This is a genomic window from Pseudomonas sp. BT76 TE3572 (genome assembly GCF_050435365.1).
In the GTDB taxonomy this organism is placed as follows: Bacteria; Pseudomonadota; Gammaproteobacteria; order Pseudomonadales; family Pseudomonadaceae; genus Aquipseudomonas; species Aquipseudomonas fluorescens_W.
This window is the reverse complement of the sequence record NZ_JBNDKE010000001.1, coordinates 3,231,262-3,246,779: the sequence shown is the minus strand read 5'-3', so window position 1 is coordinate 3,246,779 and position 15,518 is coordinate 3,231,262. Positions and strand designations below refer to the sequence as shown.

Annotated in this window: 13 protein-coding genes; 10 read left to right on the top strand and 3 right to left on the bottom strand. The window is 59.4% G+C overall.

The genetic code is table 11. The annotated features are described in order from the left end of the window. The first annotated feature begins 29 nt into the window (after positions 1-29). The 5 genes from ABH912_RS14830 (at position 30) to ABH912_RS14810 (ending at position 5,643) form a co-directional block, all read left to right on the top strand. Positions 30-671: a tetratricopeptide repeat protein gene (locus tag ABH912_RS14830; RefSeq protein WP_033061474.1), complete on the top strand. Its 642-nt coding sequence runs from the start codon at positions 30-32 to the stop codon at positions 669-671. Beyond that, positions 664-1,815, top strand: coding sequence for an outer membrane protein assembly factor BamB (bamB, locus tag ABH912_RS14825; RefSeq protein WP_429511005.1), 1,152 nt, complete (start codon positions 664-666; stop codon positions 1,813-1,815). Before ABH912_RS14830 ends, bamB begins: the two co-directional genes overlap by 8 nt. Before the next feature lie 139 nt (positions 1,816-1,954). Beyond that, on the top strand, positions 1,955-3,424 hold the full coding sequence (der, locus tag ABH912_RS14820) for a ribosome biogenesis GTPase Der (RefSeq protein WP_033061477.1): 1,470 nt from the start codon (positions 1,955-1,957) through the stop codon (positions 3,422-3,424). 291 nt (positions 3,425-3,715) lie between these two features. Further along, positions 3,716-4,864 (top strand): pyridoxal phosphate-dependent aminotransferase, encoded by a 1,149-nt coding sequence (locus tag ABH912_RS14815; protein WP_429511004.1) that lies wholly within the window; start codon positions 3,716-3,718, stop codon positions 4,862-4,864. Then, a complete protein-coding gene (locus ABH912_RS14810; protein ID WP_429511003.1) occupies positions 4,852-5,643 on the top strand; it encodes an amidohydrolase in 792 nt (263 codons plus the stop codon). Before ABH912_RS14815 ends, ABH912_RS14810 begins: the two co-directional genes overlap by 13 nt. Before the next feature lie 203 nt (positions 5,644-5,846). On the opposite strand, the gene leuA is transcribed toward ABH912_RS14810, so the two are convergent. Further along, the gene (leuA, locus tag ABH912_RS14805) at positions 5,847-7,526 is read right to left on the bottom strand and encodes a 2-isopropylmalate synthase (protein WP_033061480.1); all 1,680 of its coding nucleotides are present in this window, start codon (positions 7,524-7,526) and stop codon (positions 5,847-5,849) included. Between the two features lie 398 nt (positions 7,527-7,924). On the opposite strand from leuA, the gene ABH912_RS14800 reads away from it, so the two are divergent. Next, a complete protein-coding gene (locus ABH912_RS14800; protein ID WP_033061481.1) occupies positions 7,925-8,281 on the top strand; it encodes a hypothetical protein in 357 nt (118 codons plus the stop codon). Positions 8,282-8,400: 119 nt separating this feature from the next. On the opposite strand, the gene ABH912_RS14795 is transcribed toward ABH912_RS14800, so the two are convergent. Continuing rightward, the gene (locus ABH912_RS14795) at positions 8,401-9,222 is read right to left on the bottom strand and encodes a peptidoglycan DD-metalloendopeptidase family protein (protein WP_033061482.1); all 822 of its coding nucleotides are present in this window, start codon (positions 9,220-9,222) and stop codon (positions 8,401-8,403) included. Positions 9,223-9,225: 3 nt separating this feature from the next. Continuing rightward, positions 9,226-10,605 carry an exodeoxyribonuclease VII large subunit gene (gene xseA / locus ABH912_RS14790; RefSeq protein ID WP_033061484.1) on the bottom strand — a complete coding sequence of 460 codons (1,380 nt, stop codon included), beginning with the start codon at positions 10,603-10,605 and terminating at the stop codon, positions 9,226-9,228. Positions 10,606-10,803: 198 nt separating this feature from the next. Here xseA and ABH912_RS14785 point away from each other — a divergent pair, with 198 nt between their 5' ends. The 4 genes from ABH912_RS14785 to guaA all read left to right on the top strand — a co-directional run bounded on the left by ABH912_RS14785 (position 10,804) and on the right by guaA (position 15,439). Beyond that, positions 10,804-11,571, top strand: coding sequence for a sulfite exporter TauE/SafE family protein (locus tag ABH912_RS14785; RefSeq protein ID WP_033061485.1), 768 nt, complete (start codon positions 10,804-10,806; stop codon positions 11,569-11,571). Positions 11,572-11,631: 60 nt separating this feature from the next. Then, positions 11,632-12,180, top strand: coding sequence for a hypothetical protein (locus ABH912_RS14780; protein ID WP_033061486.1), 549 nt, complete (start codon positions 11,632-11,634; stop codon positions 12,178-12,180). A 117-nt stretch (positions 12,181-12,297) separates the two neighbouring features. Then, positions 12,298-13,767 carry an IMP dehydrogenase gene (gene guaB, locus ABH912_RS14775; RefSeq protein ID WP_008147785.1) on the top strand — a complete coding sequence of 490 codons (1,470 nt, stop codon included), beginning with the start codon at positions 12,298-12,300 and terminating at the stop codon, positions 13,765-13,767. A gap of 94 nt (positions 13,768-13,861) precedes the next feature. Continuing rightward, positions 13,862-15,439, top strand: a complete 1,578-nt coding sequence (guaA, locus tag ABH912_RS14770; protein WP_033061488.1) for a glutamine-hydrolyzing GMP synthase — start codon at positions 13,862-13,864, stop codon at positions 15,437-15,439. The last annotated feature ends 79 nt before the right edge of the window (positions 15,440-15,518 follow it).

Sequence of the window (15,518 nt, the reverse complement as noted above, 5' to 3'; positions counted from 1 at the left end):
AGCCGATTTAGCGATTAAGGAGTATTGGGGTGTCGAGTACCGAAGACGAACAGCTGTCGGATTTGAAGGACTGGTGGACACGCAACGGCAAGCCCCTGGTCACTGGCGGCCTGTTGGCGCTGGTCATCGTGTTCGGCTGGCAGGCCTTTCACAAGTATCAGAGCAATCAGTCGCAAGGCGCCTCGATGCTCTATCAGCAACTGCTGGAAACCACGCTGACGCCAGACGGCAAGCCTGATGCCGCCCGTGTTGCGGACCTGGCCGGCAAGCTCAACAGCGAGTTCGGCGGTAGCGCTTACGCGCAGTACGGCAGCCTGTTCGTGGCAAAAGTCGCGGTCGACAGCGGCAAGCTGGATGACGCAGCCAGCGAGCTGAAAGCCATTGTTGCCAAACCGGCCAACCCGGCGCTGGGCGAAATTGCTCGTCAGCGTCTGGCCCAGGTGCTGGCCGCGCAGAACAAGGCCGATGAAGCCCTGAAACTGCTCGAAGGCGATGCCGATAAAGCATTCCTGGCCACTCGTGAAGAACTCAAAGGCGACCTGCTGGTGCAGTTGGGTCGTACAGACGAAGCGAACGCGGCGTATCAAAAAGCCAAGGCGGCACTGTCGGATGAAGCGGCAGTGGGTGGCCTACAAATCAAGCTGGACGACCTGGCCAAAGGGGATGCGTGACGTGATTCGTTGGAAACATGCAGCATTGCTGGCTCTGGCCATATTGGCCGCGGGTTGCAGCAGCAACAGCAAAAAAGAACTGCCACCGGCCGAGTTGACCGACTTCAAAGAAGAAGTAGTTCTGCAAAAGCAGTGGAGTCGTTCGATCGGTAACGGTCAGGGCGATTCGTACAACATGCTGGTTCCGGCGATCGATGGCGATACCATCTATGCCGCCGACGTCACCGGTGTGGTGATGGCGATGGATCGCAGCAATGGCGACGTCAAATGGAAGAAAGATCTCGAACTGCCTGTTTCCGGCGCTGTCGGCGTCAGTTACGGTCTGCTCCTGATCGGTACGATCAAGGGTGAAATCGTTGCCCTGGACGCCATCAACGGTGAAGAGAAATGGCGCGCTCGCGTGTCCAGTGAAGTCCTCGCACCGCCGGCCAACAACGGTGATGTCGTTGTTGTTCAGACTCAGGATGACCGTCTGATCGGTCTGGATGCCGCTACCGGCACCCAGCGCTGGTTGTATGACAGCACTCCGGCGGTATTGACCCTGCGCGGCACCAGTGCGCCGATCGTCACCAACCGCCTCGCGGTGGCTGGCCTGTCGACTGGTAAAGTGGTCGCTCTCGATATTTCCAACGGCGTGCCGGTATGGGAACAACGTGTAGCGATTCCGCAAGGTCGTTCGGAACTGGAGCGCGTTGTCGATATCGACGGCGGCCTGCTGCTGTCCGGCGGTACGCTGTATGTCGCCAGCTATCAGGGTCGCGTTGCGGCACTGGACCTGGAAAGCGGTCGTCAGCTCTGGCAGCGTGATGCTTCCAGCTATGCCGGTGTCGCCCAGGGTTTTGGCAACGTCTACGTGAGCCTGTCTTCGGGCACCGTTGAAGGCGTCGACGAACGTTCCACCACAGCCTTGTGGAGCAATGATTCGCTGGCCCGTCGTCAACTGTCGGCTCCGGAAGTGTTCTCCAGCTATGTTGCAGTCGGTGATATGGAAGGTTACCTGCATCTGCTGAGCCAGGTGGACGGTCGTTTCGTCGGCCGCGAGCGCATCGACAGCGACGGCCTGCGTGCCCGTCCGCTGGTGGTGGGTGACACGATTTATCTGTATGGCAACAGCGGCAAACTGGAAGCCCTGACCATTAAGTAAAGGTTTGACTATGCTTGGGGTTAACCCCCAGGCAGCCCCATAACACGGGGTTCGCAGCGCCCTCAAGCGCTGCCCCGAGCACCAGCCGCTGCCTCGCAGCGGCTTTTGTATTTTCTGAAATAACGAAGTGGAGAGCCGCATGGTTCCCGTAATCGCCCTGGTGGGCCGACCGAACGTCGGCAAGTCCACCTTGTTCAACCGCCTGACCAGGACTCGTGACGCCATCGTTGGCGACTTGTCCGGTCTGACCCGTGATCGCCAATACGGTGAGGCCAAGTGGCAAGGGCGTTCCTACATTCTGGTCGACACCGGCGGTATCTCCGGTGACGAGCACGGTATGGACGAAAAAATGGCCGAGCAGTCGCTGCTGGCCATTGAAGAAGCGGATGTCGTTCTGTTCCTGGTAGATGCCAAGGCCGGTTTCACCGCCGCCGACCAGATGATCGCCGAGCATTTGCGCAAGCGTAACAAGCGTTCTTACGTGGTTGCCAACAAGGTCGACAACATCGACCCTGAAATGGCCCGCGCCGAATTCGCCCCGTTGGGCATGGGCCACGCGATTCCGATCGCTGGTGCTCATGGTCGTGGCATCACCCAGATGCTGGAAATCGCCCTCAGCGACTTCCCGAAAGACGCTGACGAGCTGGAAGAAGGCGAGGAAGAGATCGTTGCCGAAGGTGAGGAAGCCAAGCGCATTCCTGGCCCTAGCGAAAAAGACGGGATCAAGATCGCGATCATCGGACGCCCGAACGTCGGCAAGTCGACCCTGGTCAATCGCATGCTCGGTGAAGACCGGGTAATCGTCTATGACGAGCCCGGCACCACCCGCGACAGTATCTACATCCCGTTCGAGCGTAACGACGAGAAGTACACGCTGATCGACACCGCCGGTGTGCGCAAGCGCGGCAAGATCCACGAAGAAGTCGAAAAATTCTCCGTGGTGAAAACCCTGCAGGCGATCAAAGACGCCAACGTGGTGATCTTTGTGATGGACGCCCGCGAAGGTGTGGTCGATCACGATCTCAACCTGCTGGGCTTCGCCATTGAGTCGGGTCGTGCTCTGGTGATCGCGATCAACAAGTGGGACGGCATGACGCCGAGCGAACGCGACTTCGTGAAGGTCGAGCTGCAACGTCGACTGTTCTTCGTTGACTACGCCGACATTCACTTCATCTCGGCCCTGCACGGCACGGGCGTGGGCAACCTCTACGCCTCCGTACAGAACTCGTTCAAGTCTGCGGTCACCCGCTGGCCAACCAACCGCCTGACCACGATTCTGGAAGATGCGGTTGGTGAGCACGCGCCACCGATGGTCAACAACCGCCGGATCAAGCTGCGTTATGCCCACTTGGGTGGTGCGAACCCGCCGATCATCGTGATTCACGGTAACCAGATCGAGAAGGTGCCGAAGTCGTACGTCCGTTACCTGGAAAACACTTACCGTCGCGTGTTGAAGCTGGTCGGTACGCCGATCCGCATCGAGTTCAAGGGCGGCGAGAACCCGTACGAAGGTAACAAGACCTCGCTCACCGACCGTCAGGTCAACAAGAAGCGTCGCATGATGTCGCACCACAAGAAAGCCGACAAAAAGCGCCGCGACAAGCGTTGATTCACAACCCCACACCTTTGTGTGTGGGGGCTGTTGTGGCGAGGGAGCTTGCTCCCGCTCGGCTGCGCAGCAGTCGTAAAAAACCGGCCGACTCGTTCTGACTGAACAATCTCGGTTGCAGATATTGGGGCCGCTTCGCGGTCCAGCGGGAGCAAGCTCCCTCGCCACAGGTATGCGGTGAATGTTTTAGAAGAAGGGCGCCAATGGCGCCCTTTTTCATGCCTGTCGTTTGGGCTATTCTCGGGCTCTCCCGTGCCGCCGTAGAGCCGGGTGTAGAGCAGGGAATCACCGATGATCACCAGTAAGCTGCCGAATGTCGGCATCACTATCTTCACTCAGATGTCTCAGCTCGCGGCGCAAACCGGGGCGCTGAACCTGTCCCAGGGTTTTCCCGATTTCGATGCCCCGCAGGCCCTGTGCGATGCGGTCGGTCGGCATGTCGCCAATGGCCACAACCAGTATTCGCCGATGACCGGCCTTCCGGCATTGCGTCAGCAGATTGCGGTGAAGGTCGCCCGCAGCTATGGCGTCAATGTGGATGCCGACCATGAAGTGACCGTCACGCCGGGTGCCACCCAGGCGATCTTTTGCGCCATTCAAGCAGTTATCCATAGCGGCGACGAAGTGATCGTCTTCGATCCGGCCTACGACAGTTATGAACCTTCGGTTGAACTGGCCGGTGGTCGCTGCGTTCACGTGCAGTTGGGCCTGAATGACTTCGCCATCGACTTCCAGAAGCTCGGTGACGCCATTACCCCACGCACGCGGATGATCATCCTCAACACCCCGCATAACCCAAGCGGCGCGCTGATCAATCGTGCCGAACTGGATCAGCTGGCGGCGTTGATCCGCGACCGCGACATCTATGTCATCAGCGATGAGGTCTACGAACACCTGGTGTTCGATGGCCTGCCTCACGTCAGCGTGCTGAATCACGAAGAGCTGTACCCGCGTGCTTTCGTGGTCAGCTCCTTCGGCAAGACCTATCACGTCACTGGCTGGAAAACCGGCTACGTGGTCGCACCGCCGGCCCTCACCGCCGAGCTGCGCAAGGTTCACCAATACGTCAGTTTCTGTGGCGTGACGCCACTGCAATATGCCTTGGCCGACTACATGGCCGAGCATCCGGAACACGTCGAAGAACTGCCGGCTTTCTATCAGGCCAAGCGCGATCTGTTCTGCGATCTGTTGGCGCCGTCGCGTTTCAGTTTCACCCGAGTGACCGGCACGTATTTCCAGTTGGTCGATTACTCGCAGATCCGCCCGGATCTCAATGATGTCGAGATGGCGTTGTGGATGACCCGCGAACATGGCGTGGCGAGCATCCCGATCTCGGTGTTCTACCAGACCCCGCCCGAAGGCCAGCGCCTGGTGCGCCTGTGCTTCGCCAAACGCGAGGAGACCCTGCGTGAAGCAGCGGCAAAATTATGCGTGATCTGAGTGCACTGCCCAATCTGAACATCGCGCTGATCCAGACCACTTTGGCCTGGCACGATCGTCAGGCCAATCTGGAGCATTTCGAGTCGTTGCTGGAACAGGCTCGCGGGGCTGACCTGATCATCCTGCCGGAGATGTTCACCACCGGTTTTTCGATGGAGTCCGAGACCCTCGCCGAGTCGGAAAATGGTCCGACCAGCAAATGGCTGCGGGTTCAGGCAGCGAAACTGGATGCGGTGATCACCGGCAGCCTGATCGTCCAGGCAGCTGACGGCAGCCATCGCAATCGCCTGTTGTGGGCGCGGCCGGACGGGGAGGTGTGGCACTACGACAAGCGCCATCTGTTTCGCATGGCCGGCGAGCACAACCACTTCACCCCCGGCGAGCGGCAGGTGCAGTTCGAACTCAAGGGCTGGCGGGTGCGTCCGCTGATTTGCTACGACCTGCGCTTCCCGGTGTGGAGCCGCGACGCTCAGGACACCGATTTGCTGCTGTACACCGCGAACTGGCCGGGAGCACGGCGTCAGCACTGGAACCGTTTGCTGCCAGCGCGGGCGATCGAAAACCTTTGCTACGTGGCGGCGGTGAATCGCATTGGTACTGACGGCAAAGGTTTTGCCTACACCGGCGACAGCCAGGTGCTGGATTTCCAGGGTGAGACGTTACTCAGTGCGGGCGAAGCCGATGGCGTGTTCCAGGTTGTTCTGAACGCTGCAGATCTTCAGGCTTATCGAACACGCTTTCCAGCGAACCTGGATGCCGATACGTTTGAGTTCACCTGAGATATTCGCTGCCTGACAGGGCCTCATCGCGGGCAAGCCCGCTCCCACAGTTGTCCGGTGTGACATAGATTTTGTGTACACCACAATCCCATGTGGGAGCGGGCTTGCCCGCGATGAGGCCATGACAGGCGACACAAAAAATACAGGCAAACAAAAAGGCCCCGAGGTTCGCACCTCGGGGCCTTTTGCGTTTCAGCGAAGGCTTACGCCGCTTTCGCTTCCGGCTGGCTCAGGGAACGGTTCAGCGCGCTGAACAGGGCCTTGAAGCTGGCGGTGGTGATGTTTTCATCGATACCGACGCCGTGCACCGCACGTTCACCGTTCACACGCAGTTCAATGTAGGCCGCCGCTTTGGCGTTGGTGCCCGCACCGATGGCGTGTTCGTTGTAGTCCATGATTTCAACCGGAATCGGCAGACCGGCCACCAGCGCTTCCAAAGCACCGTTGCCCTTGCCACGCCAGTGCAGGTTGGTTTCGCCCTGGCCTTTGCCCGAGACTTCCACTTCGACGGCGCTGTGACCGTTTTCTTCCTGCAGGCGATGGCTGACCAGCGCGTACGGGGTGTTGGCCTGCAAGTACTCGCTGTGCAGCAGCGCGTGGATCTGCTGAGCCGTCATCTCGAGGCCCAGACGGTCGGTTTCACGCTGTACAACCTGGCTGAACTCGATCTGCATGCGACGCGGCAAGCTGATGCCGTATTCCTGTTCCAGCAGGTAAGCGATACCGCCCTTGCCCGACTGGCTGTTGACGCGGATGACCGCCTCGTAGCTGCGGCCGATATCGGCCGGGTCGATCGGCAAGTACGGCACTTCCCACAGGGCGTCCGGTTTCTGCTGGGCGAAGCCCTTGCGGATGGCGTCCTGGTGGGAGCCGGAGAACGCGGTGTGAACCAGGTCGCCGACGTACGGGTGACGTGGGTGCACCTGGATCTGGTTGCATTCTTCGACGACTTTGCGCACGCCGTCGATGTCGGAGAAGTCCAGCTCAGGGTGAATGCCCTGGGTGTAGAGGTTCAATGCCACGGTCACGAGGTCGACGTTACCGGTACGTTCGCCGTTGCCGAACAGGCAGCCTTCGACACGGTCGGCACCGGCCATCAGGCCCAGTTCGGTCGCCGCAACGCCAGTGCCACGGTCGTTGTGGGTGTGCAGGCTGATGATCACGCTGTCACGACGGTTGATGTGACGGCCGAACCATTCGATCTGGTCGGCATAGATGTTCGGGGTCGCGCATTCGACGGTGGCTGGCAGGTTGAGAATCACCTTGTGCTCAGGCGTCGGGTTCCAGACTTCGATGACGGCGTCACAGACTTCTTTGGCGAACTCGAGCTCGGTAGCGCTGAAGGTTTCTGGCGAATACTCGAACGTCCACTCGGTGTTGGGCTGCTGGGCGGCATATTTGACGAACAGCTTGGCCGCGTTCACGGCGATGGCCTTGACCCCTTCCTTGTCCTGATTGAAGACAATGCGGCGGAAGGAAGGAGAGGTGGCGTTGTACAGGTGAACGATGGCTTTTTTCGCCCCGCGCAGGGATTCGAAGGTGCGCTCGATCAAATCTTCACGGCCCTGGGTCAGCACCTGAATGGTGGTGTCGTCCGGGATGTGGTTGCCTTCGATCAGGGTGCGCACGAAGTCGAAGTCGGTTTGCGAAGCCGCCGGGAACGACGCTTCGATTTCTTTCACACCGACCGACACCAGGGTTTTCCAGAAACGCAGCTTCTTGACCGCGTCCATTGGCTCGATCAGCGACTGGTTGCCGTCACGGAGGTCGGAGCTGCACCAGATCGGCGCGGCGGTAATGGTCTTCGACGGCCAGGTGCGGTCCGGGATGTCGATGGTCGGGAACGCGCGGTATTTCGAAGACGGGTCTTTGAGCATGCTCATCGGGAAATCCTTATTGTGTGGGCCGAAAAAAGGCGGCCTGCCGGTGGATCAAATGTTCTGGGGATAAAGCGTAGGACGAGGCACCGCGATTCAGCCTGGCAGTCGTGCACTGACAAGGCACAGGCTGCGGTGCTGGCGAAGCTGAATGAGGGTGTGAGAGGTTTTCATGCCTTCAACCCTAACCGCGAGGGTGAAGGATGGCAAGCGGTCGAAAAAAATTGAGAGGAATCCTCTAAAAGTCGTGGTTATCGAGATTTTATTGCGGTGAATGGCGGTGATTGTTTTTATGTTTGCGCGAGGTTTGAGCGATGCGCAATTGAAGGTTTTCGGTGTTGGGGTGTGTCAGCGCGGCTATTCTTAAAGCCTACCCAAGGACTACTGGCAGGCAGGAGTCGACCATGAACGAGTCAGATTGGAAGCTTTATAGCGCATTGCGTCCGTTGGCCCATGAGCGGCTATGCATCCGGATCATGGACGAGGTCGAGCGCATCGTGCTGGATAAAAGCATTGCGCCTTACGAGCGTATTGAAACCAGTGAGGAAAGGCTGAAGGCGGGTCAGCAGGAGCTGTATTGGGCGTTTGGTGTTTTCCGTCACTCACGCAATGAGGCGCCGGCTCACTTGCTGGGGCTGTGTACTCATGAGTTGATCAGCGCTGAAGAGTTGGCGGGCTTCTCGGCGGAAACCCAGGCCTGGATCAAGGAATGCCTGGCGCACCGGGAAATTCATGGGATTGAGGATCTTGAGGCTGAATAAGTGGTGCCTGTGATGCAGCCTTCGCGAGCAGGCTCACTCCTACAGGTGATCTATGGCGTACACAAATCCAATGTAGGAGTGAGCCTGCTCGCGATGAGGCCGGCAGCCTCAACAACTATTTATGGCTGAAATGCACCTATAAAGATGGCCGGATCCACCCGTGCATCATTCAGGCTGACGTTCCAGTGCATATGCGGCCCGGTCGCGCGCCCGGTGGCACCCACTTTGCCGACCACTCCACCACGGGCCAATTGCTGGCCCACCTTCACGTCGATTTTGGACATGTGGCAGAACATGCTGATAAAGCCCTGTCCGTGATCGACAAACACCGTGTTGCCGTTGAAAAAGTAGTTGCCGATCAGGATCACCTTGCCGGCAGCCGGGGTCTTGATCGGCGTACCGGCCGGCACGGCGAAGTCCAGGCCGGCGTGAGGATTACGCTCTTCACCATTGAAGAAGCGGCGCACACCGAACTTGCTCGACAGCGGACCGTTGACCGGTTTGTCCAGCAACAGGTTGCTCGGGGTGTTCGGGCTGAAGCTGCGATAAGCCTGGATCTGTTCGGCCAACTCACCCTCGATGCGCTTGAGATTCTCCGGGTTCGGATTGACCTGCTGCGTATTCTTCAACGTGATGTGCTGTTCCGGGTATTTCTTGTTACCCACATTGAAATTCAGAGTGCGACCGCCACTGCTGACCTGCTGCGTGCCCGGTTTAACCGTCAGCGGCACACCGACAATCGCCAGCCAATTGTTCTGTTCCTTGATCACCAACACAGGCTTGCCTTGATAACTGGCCTTCGGCGCCTGCGCAGCGGCCCCCAGATCCACCACGGCCACGCCGCCCGGCACCGGTTTGTTCAACAGGCGGGTGATGTAACTGTCGGCGTGGGCGTTGAAGGTCAGGCACAGCAACAGCAGCGGAGCTAAAAAACGCGGCATGGATCAATCCAGTAAAGAAAGGGTGACAGGCGTCAGGTGATTGTCTTCGACCCGCACTTGCAGTTCGCCTTCGCCAAGTCTGGCTTTCAGGCGCTGACCGTTGTGGGTTTGCGCGGCGTTGCGGATCGCGTTGCCGCGTTCGTCCAGCAAAATACTGTAGCCACGGCCAAGGGTCGCCAAAGGGCTGACCACATGCAGCGTCTGCATCTGGCTTTGCAGTTGCAGGCGACGGGATTTGAGCCCTTCGCGCATGGCACGGGGCAGGCGTTCGGCAAGGCTGTCGAGGCGCTGACGGAGCATCGCCAGTTGCCGTCCCGGGTGTTGCCCGGCGAGGCGGGTTTCCAGACGGATCAAGCGTTCGCGACGGGTATTGAGGCTGCGTTCGAACGCGCGGCGCATGCGCATGTCCAGATCATCCAGGCGTTGCGCTTGCTGGCGCAGACGTTCGCCAGGATGGCGCAGGCGGCGGGACATGCCTTCCAGGCGCAGCCGATCACGCATCAAGCGATCGCGGATACGCATCACCAGCCGTCGGTGCAGGCTTTCGACCCGACGGACCAGGTCGCTGGAATCCGGCGCGAGCAGTTCGGCGGCGGCGGACGGCGTCGGGGCGCGGACGTCGGCCACGAAGTCACTGATCGACACATCGGTTTCATGGCCGACGGCGCTGACAATCGGCGTCACGCAGGCATCGACGGCGCGGGCTACGGCTTCTTCGTTGAAGCACCAGAGGTCTTCCAGCGAGCCGCCGCCACGGGCCAGGATCAACGCGTCGAAACCACGGGCGTCCGCCAGTTTCAAGGCGCGGACAATCTGCGCAGTGGCTTCGCGGCCCTGCACGGCAGTGGGGATCAACGTGAGTTGAATCTGCGGCGCACGGCGGCGGAATACGCTGATGATGTCGCGAATCACCGCGCCGGTGGGCGAGCTGATGATGCCGATGCGTTGCGGATGCGCCGGCAGCGGCACTTTGCGTTCGGCGCTGAACAGGCCTTCGGCGCTGAGTTTTTCCTTCAACGCATCGAACGCCAGACGCAGCGCACCGTCACCGGCCGGCTCCACGGTGTCGAGGATCAGCTGATAGTCGCCGCGGCCCTCGAACAGTGAAACCTTGCCGCGGACCTTGACCGCAAGGCCATCCTTCAAGGCCTGGCGAACCCGCGCCGCGTTCTGCCGGAACAGTGCGCAACGCACTTGGGCACCGCTGTCCTTGAGGGTGAAATACACGTGGCCGGACGCCGGGCGGGCGAGGTTGGAGATTTCGCCTTCGACCCAGATGTTGCTGAACACGTCTTCGAGCAACACCCGCGCGCGGCCATTGAGCTGGCTGACAGTGAGGACTTCACGGTCCAGGCCGAGTCTTGCAAAGGGATCTTTAATCATGGGGCGCAGTTTAAAGGCATTCGACGATCAATCTCCATGAATCAGCGAAATTCCCCTGTAGGAGTGAGCCTGCTCGCGATAGCGGTGTATCAGTCGACAACAGTATTGAATGCTAAACCGCTATCGTCGGAACGCCGCCCGGAGCCGGCTCACTCCTACAAGGGTAAAGTCGGGGCCCGGACTCAAGGAAGACATGCAATGAATGCATTCGAGTTGTTGAACCAATGGCCATTCGGCGCTACGGATTGGCTGGTAATCGGCCTGGGCATTGCCCTGGCCTACATCGTGTTCGGCATAGCCGGTTTCGGCACCGCGTTGGTTGCGGGGCCGATATTGATCCTGTTCATGCCGCTGTCGAAGATCATTCCCTTGCTGGTGCTGCTGGATTTCGTCGCGGCGTTTGGCAATTTGCTGCCTTCGCGACGGGATGTGGCGAAGCCTGAGTTGCTGCGGCTGCTGCCGTGCATGGCGGTGGGCTGCACGTTGGGGGTGATTTTTTTACTGAATCTGAAATCCGATGTGTTGTTGCTGTTGATGGGGCTGTTTATCAGCGCTTACGCGATTTACAGCTTGTGGGTCAAAACCCGTCCGACACAATTGTCCGCCGGTTGGGCCGTGCCGATGGGCACGGTGGGCGGGATGTTCGGGGCATTGTTTGGCAGTGGCGGCTTTTTATATGCGATCTATTTGAACAGTCGCCTGCCCAAAGAGGCGGCCCGGGCGACCCAGAGTGCGCTGATCAGTTGCAGCACCGTGGTGCGCTTGAGCCTGTTTGCTGTCGCGGGTGTGTATGCCGAGCTACCCTTATTGTTATTAGCGCTGTGTTTGTTGCCGGCCATGGCATTGGGGCTGTGGATCGGCCGGCGGTTGACCATGAGATTGTCCCGCGAGGCGTTTGTGCGGCTGGTGACCTGGTTGGTGCTGGCCAGCGGAATTGCCTTGATCGGACGTTATTTGAGTGCTTGACCTCTGAAGCCGGGTGCTTATGCTGCCGGGCTTCGTTAAAGCGTTGCAGCAGGCCGCACCATGAATTCGCAAAGCATTATTGTCCCGAAAATCTCCACACTGCCGGTACACGAACCCCGGGCCCGGGCGGTCGTGCGTTGGCTAGTGCGCAAGAACATCATCAAAGAAGAACTGACCACGTGTGGTCGCACTGGCAACCGCATGGCTCATGCCATCGCCGACGGTGCCCGCGCTGTCGTGCTGCATCCTGAAGCGCTGCCGTTCGGCGAACCGGTCAATGGCCTGGAAATCATCACCAAGCGCTGCATCTATACGCCGGCCAAGGGGTTCCTTGAAGAGGCGGGTTGCGCCGAGTGCCGCAAGGAAGTCGGCGAAGCGCTGTTCGAAAGCCTGGAAGACTGGATGCCGGGGCGCACCGATAACTTCACGTGTCCGGAGTGCGGGCATGAAGATGACATCAACGGCTTTCTTTTCTTGCAGGAATGCGGCTTTTCCAACCTGGGCTTTATCTTCAACAACTGGGCCGAGGCCGGGTTCAAACAGAGCTTTATCGACGAATTTGCCGATTGGCTCGATCAGCCTGTCAGTTGGGTGAAAGTCGAGCTGTAGGAGGCGACAATCCCCGTATATCAGTAATGCTAATAATAGACAGAGTTTTACATTGAACCCGAGGGGGTGTCTGACTATAATGGCGCGCTTCCATTTTCCCGCTCGGGAGCCCCCGCGATGCTGCGTATCAGCCAAGAAGCTCTGACATTCGACGACATTCTCCTAGTGCCTGGTTATTCCGAGGTGCTTCCTAACGAAGTCAGTCTCAAGACCCGCCTAACCCGTGGCATCGAGCTGAATATTCCTCTGGTTTCTGCCGCCATGGACACCGTTACTGAAGCCCGTCTGGCAATTGCCATGGCTCAGGAAGGTGGCATCGGCATTATCCACAAGAACATGACCATCGAGCAGCAAGCTGCCGAAGTGCGCAAGGTCAAGCGTTATGAAGCCGGCGTGGTCAAGGACCCGATCACCATCGAGGCTGACGCCACGGTTCGTGAACTGTTCGAACTGACCCGCATGCACAACATCTCCGGCGTTCCGGTACTGCACGATGGCGACTTGGTCGGCATCGTCACTTCCCGTGACGTACGTTTCGAAAACCGTCTGGACGCCTCCGTCCGTGAAGTGATGACGCCTAAAGAGCGTCTGGTCACGGTCAAGGAAGGCGCCGACAAGAACGACGTCCGTGAGCTGTTGCACAAACACCGCATCGAACGCGTGCTGATCGTCGACGACAAATTTGCCCTCAAAGGCATGATGACCGTCAACGACATCGAAAAAGCCAAGGCATACCCGCTGGCCAGCAAGGACGACCAAGGTCGTCTGCGTGTTGGCGCTGCTGTCGGTACCGGTAAAGACACCGGTGATCGCGTAGCCGCCCTGGTCAATGCCGGCGTTGACGTGGTGGTGGTCGACACCGCTCACGGTCACTCCAAAGGTGTGATCGACCGCGTTCGCTGGGTCAAACAGAATTTCCCTGAAGTGCAGGTCATCGGCGGCAACATCGCCACCGGCGCTGCCGCCAAGGCTCTGGCCGAAGCGGGCGCCGATGCGGTCAAGGTCGGTATCGGCCCAGGCTCGATCTGCACCACCCGTATCGTCGCCGGTGTCGGCGTCCCGCAAATCAGCGCCATCGCCAACGTCGCCGCTGCCCTCGAAGGCACTGGTGTTCCGTTGATCGCCGACGGCGGCATCCGTTTCTCCGGTGACCTGTCCAAGGCCATCGTTGCCGGTGCTTCCTGCGTGATGATGGGCTCGATGTTCGCCGGTACTGAAGAAGCACCGGGCGAGATCGAACTGTTCCAGGGTCGTTCGTACAAGGCTTACCGCGGCATGGGTTCGCTGGGCGCCATGTCCCAGGCTCAAGGCTCCTCCGACCGTTACTTCCAGGACTCCTCGGCAGGCGCCGAGAAACTGGTTCCGGAAGGTATCGAAGGGCGTGTTCCTTACAAGGGCACACTGAGCGCCATCATCCATCAACTGATGGGCGGCCTGCGTTCCTCGATGGGTTACACCGGCAGTGCCGACATCGAAGAAATGCGCACCAAGCCTGAGTTCGTGCGGATCACCGGCGCTGGCATGGCCGAATCCCACGTTCACGACGTACAGATCACCAAAGAAGCGCCAAACTACCGCGTAGGTTGAGCCTTCCAGCAATAAGTTAAGTAACCGGGGCTGTTTTCAGCCCCGAGTTGTTTCTGAATTCTCTTCACCGAACTGCATAGACGAGACTGACCACATGGCCCTCGACATTCACGCTCACCGCATCCTGATCCTCGATTTCGGTTCCCAGTACACCCAGCTGATTGCCCGCCGCGTGCGTGAAATCGGCGTGTACTGCGAACTGCATCCGTTCGATATGGATGAAGACGCGATTCGCGAATTCGCTCCAAAAGGCGTCATTCTCGCCGGCGGCCCCGAGTCCGTGCACGAAGCCAACAGCCCTCGCTGCCCGCAAGCGGTGTTTGACCTGGGCGTACCGGTCTTCGGTATCTGCTACGGCATGCAGACCATGGCTGAACAGCTGGGTGGCAAGGTTGAAGGTTCCGAGCTGCGTGAGTTCGGTTACGCCCGTGTCGACGTGGTCGGCAAAAGCCGTCTGCTCGACGGCATCGAAGACCACATCGACGCCGACGGCCTGTTCGGCCTCGACGTGTGGATGAGTCACGGTGACAAGGTCACCAAGATGCCTCAGGAATTCCACATCCTGGCCAGCACCCCAAGCTGCCCGATCGCTGGCATGTTCGACGATGCTCGTGGCTACTACGGCGTGCAGTTCCACCCGGAAGTGACCCACACCAAGCAGGGCGGTCGCATCCTCTCGCGCTTTATCCTCGACATCTGCGGCTGCGAAGCCTTGTGGACGCCTTCGAAGATTGCTGAAGACGCCATCGCCAACATTCGCGCCCAGGTCGGCACCGACAACGTACTGCTCGGCCTGTCCGGCGGCGTTGACTCCTCGGTGGTTGCCGCGCTGCTGCACAAAGCCATCGGCGACCAGCTGACCTGCGTCTTCGTCGACAACGGCCTGCTGCGTCTGCACGAAGGCGAGCAAGTGATGGCCATGTTCGCCGAGAACATGGGCGTCAAAGTGATCCGCGCCAACGCCGAAGAACAGTTCCTGAACAACCTGGCTGGCGAAAGCGATCCAGAGAAAAAGCGCAAAATCATCGGCCGTACCTTCATCGACGTATTCGATGCCCAGTCCAACAAACTGGACAACATCAAGTACCTCGCCCAAGGCACCATCTACCCGGACGTGATCGAGTCGGCTGGCGCCAAAAGCGGCAAGGCGCACGTGATCAAGTCGCACCACAACGTGGGTGGCCTGCCGGAAGAAATGAACCTCAAGCTGGTTGAACCCCTGCGCGAGCTGTTCAAGGACGAAGTCCGTCGTCTGGGCCTGGAACTCGGCCTGCCGTACGACATGGTCTACCGTCACCCGTTCCCGGGCCCGGGCCTGGGCGTGCGGATCCTCGGTGAAGTGAAGAAGGAATACGCCGACCTGCTGCGTCGCGCCGACCACATCTTCATCGAAGAACTGCGCAAGGCCGACTGGTACCACAAGGTCAGCCAGGCATTCGTGGTGTTCCAGCCGGTGAAATCGGTTGGCGTTGTCGGCGATGGCCGTCGTTACGCCTGGGTTGTTGCCCTGCGTGCCGTGGAAACCATCGACTTCATGACCGCGCGTTGGGCACACCTGCCTTACGAACTGCTGGAGACTGTTTCCGGCCGCATCATCAACGAAATCGAAGGCATCTCCCGCGTTACTTATGACGTGTCGAGCAAGCCGCCGGCGACGATTGAGTGGGAATGATCCTGCACTAGCCTTGATGGCTTGATCGCAGGTAACTGAAAAGGCCGTGTGAACACTGTTCACACGGCCTTTTTGCGTT

Excerpts from the sequence above, each read along its gene's own strand:
- bamB (WP_429511005.1), top strand. The coding sequence starts at position 664 with ATGCGTGACGTGATTCGTTGGAAACATGCAGCATTGCTGGCTCTGGCC.
- der (WP_033061477.1), top strand. The coding sequence starts at position 1,955 with ATGGTTCCCGTAATCGCCCTGGTGGGCCGACCGAACGTCGGCAAGTCC.
- ABH912_RS14815 (WP_429511004.1), top strand. The coding sequence starts at position 3,716 with ATGATCACCAGTAAGCTGCCGAATGTCGGCATCACTATCTTCACTCAG.
- ABH912_RS14810 (WP_429511003.1), top strand. The coding sequence starts at position 4,852 with ATGCGTGATCTGAGTGCACTGCCCAATCTGAACATCGCGCTGATCCAG.
- leuA (WP_033061480.1), bottom strand. The coding sequence starts at position 7,526 with ATGAGCATGCTCAAAGACCCGTCTTCGAAATACCGCGCGTTCCCGACC.
- ABH912_RS14800 (WP_033061481.1), top strand. The coding sequence starts at position 7,925 with ATGAACGAGTCAGATTGGAAGCTTTATAGCGCATTGCGTCCGTTGGCC.
- ABH912_RS14795 (WP_033061482.1), bottom strand. The coding sequence starts at position 9,222 with ATGCCGCGTTTTTTAGCTCCGCTGCTGTTGCTGTGCCTGACCTTCAAC.
- xseA (WP_033061484.1), bottom strand. The coding sequence starts at position 10,605 with ATGATTAAAGATCCCTTTGCAAGACTCGGCCTGGACCGTGAAGTCCTC.
- ABH912_RS14785 (WP_033061485.1), top strand. The coding sequence starts at position 10,804 with ATGAATGCATTCGAGTTGTTGAACCAATGGCCATTCGGCGCTACGGAT.
- ABH912_RS14780 (WP_033061486.1), top strand. The coding sequence starts at position 11,632 with ATGAATTCGCAAAGCATTATTGTCCCGAAAATCTCCACACTGCCGGTA.
- guaB (WP_008147785.1), top strand. The coding sequence starts at position 12,298 with ATGCTGCGTATCAGCCAAGAAGCTCTGACATTCGACGACATTCTCCTA.
- guaA (WP_033061488.1), top strand. The coding sequence starts at position 13,862 with ATGGCCCTCGACATTCACGCTCACCGCATCCTGATCCTCGATTTCGGT.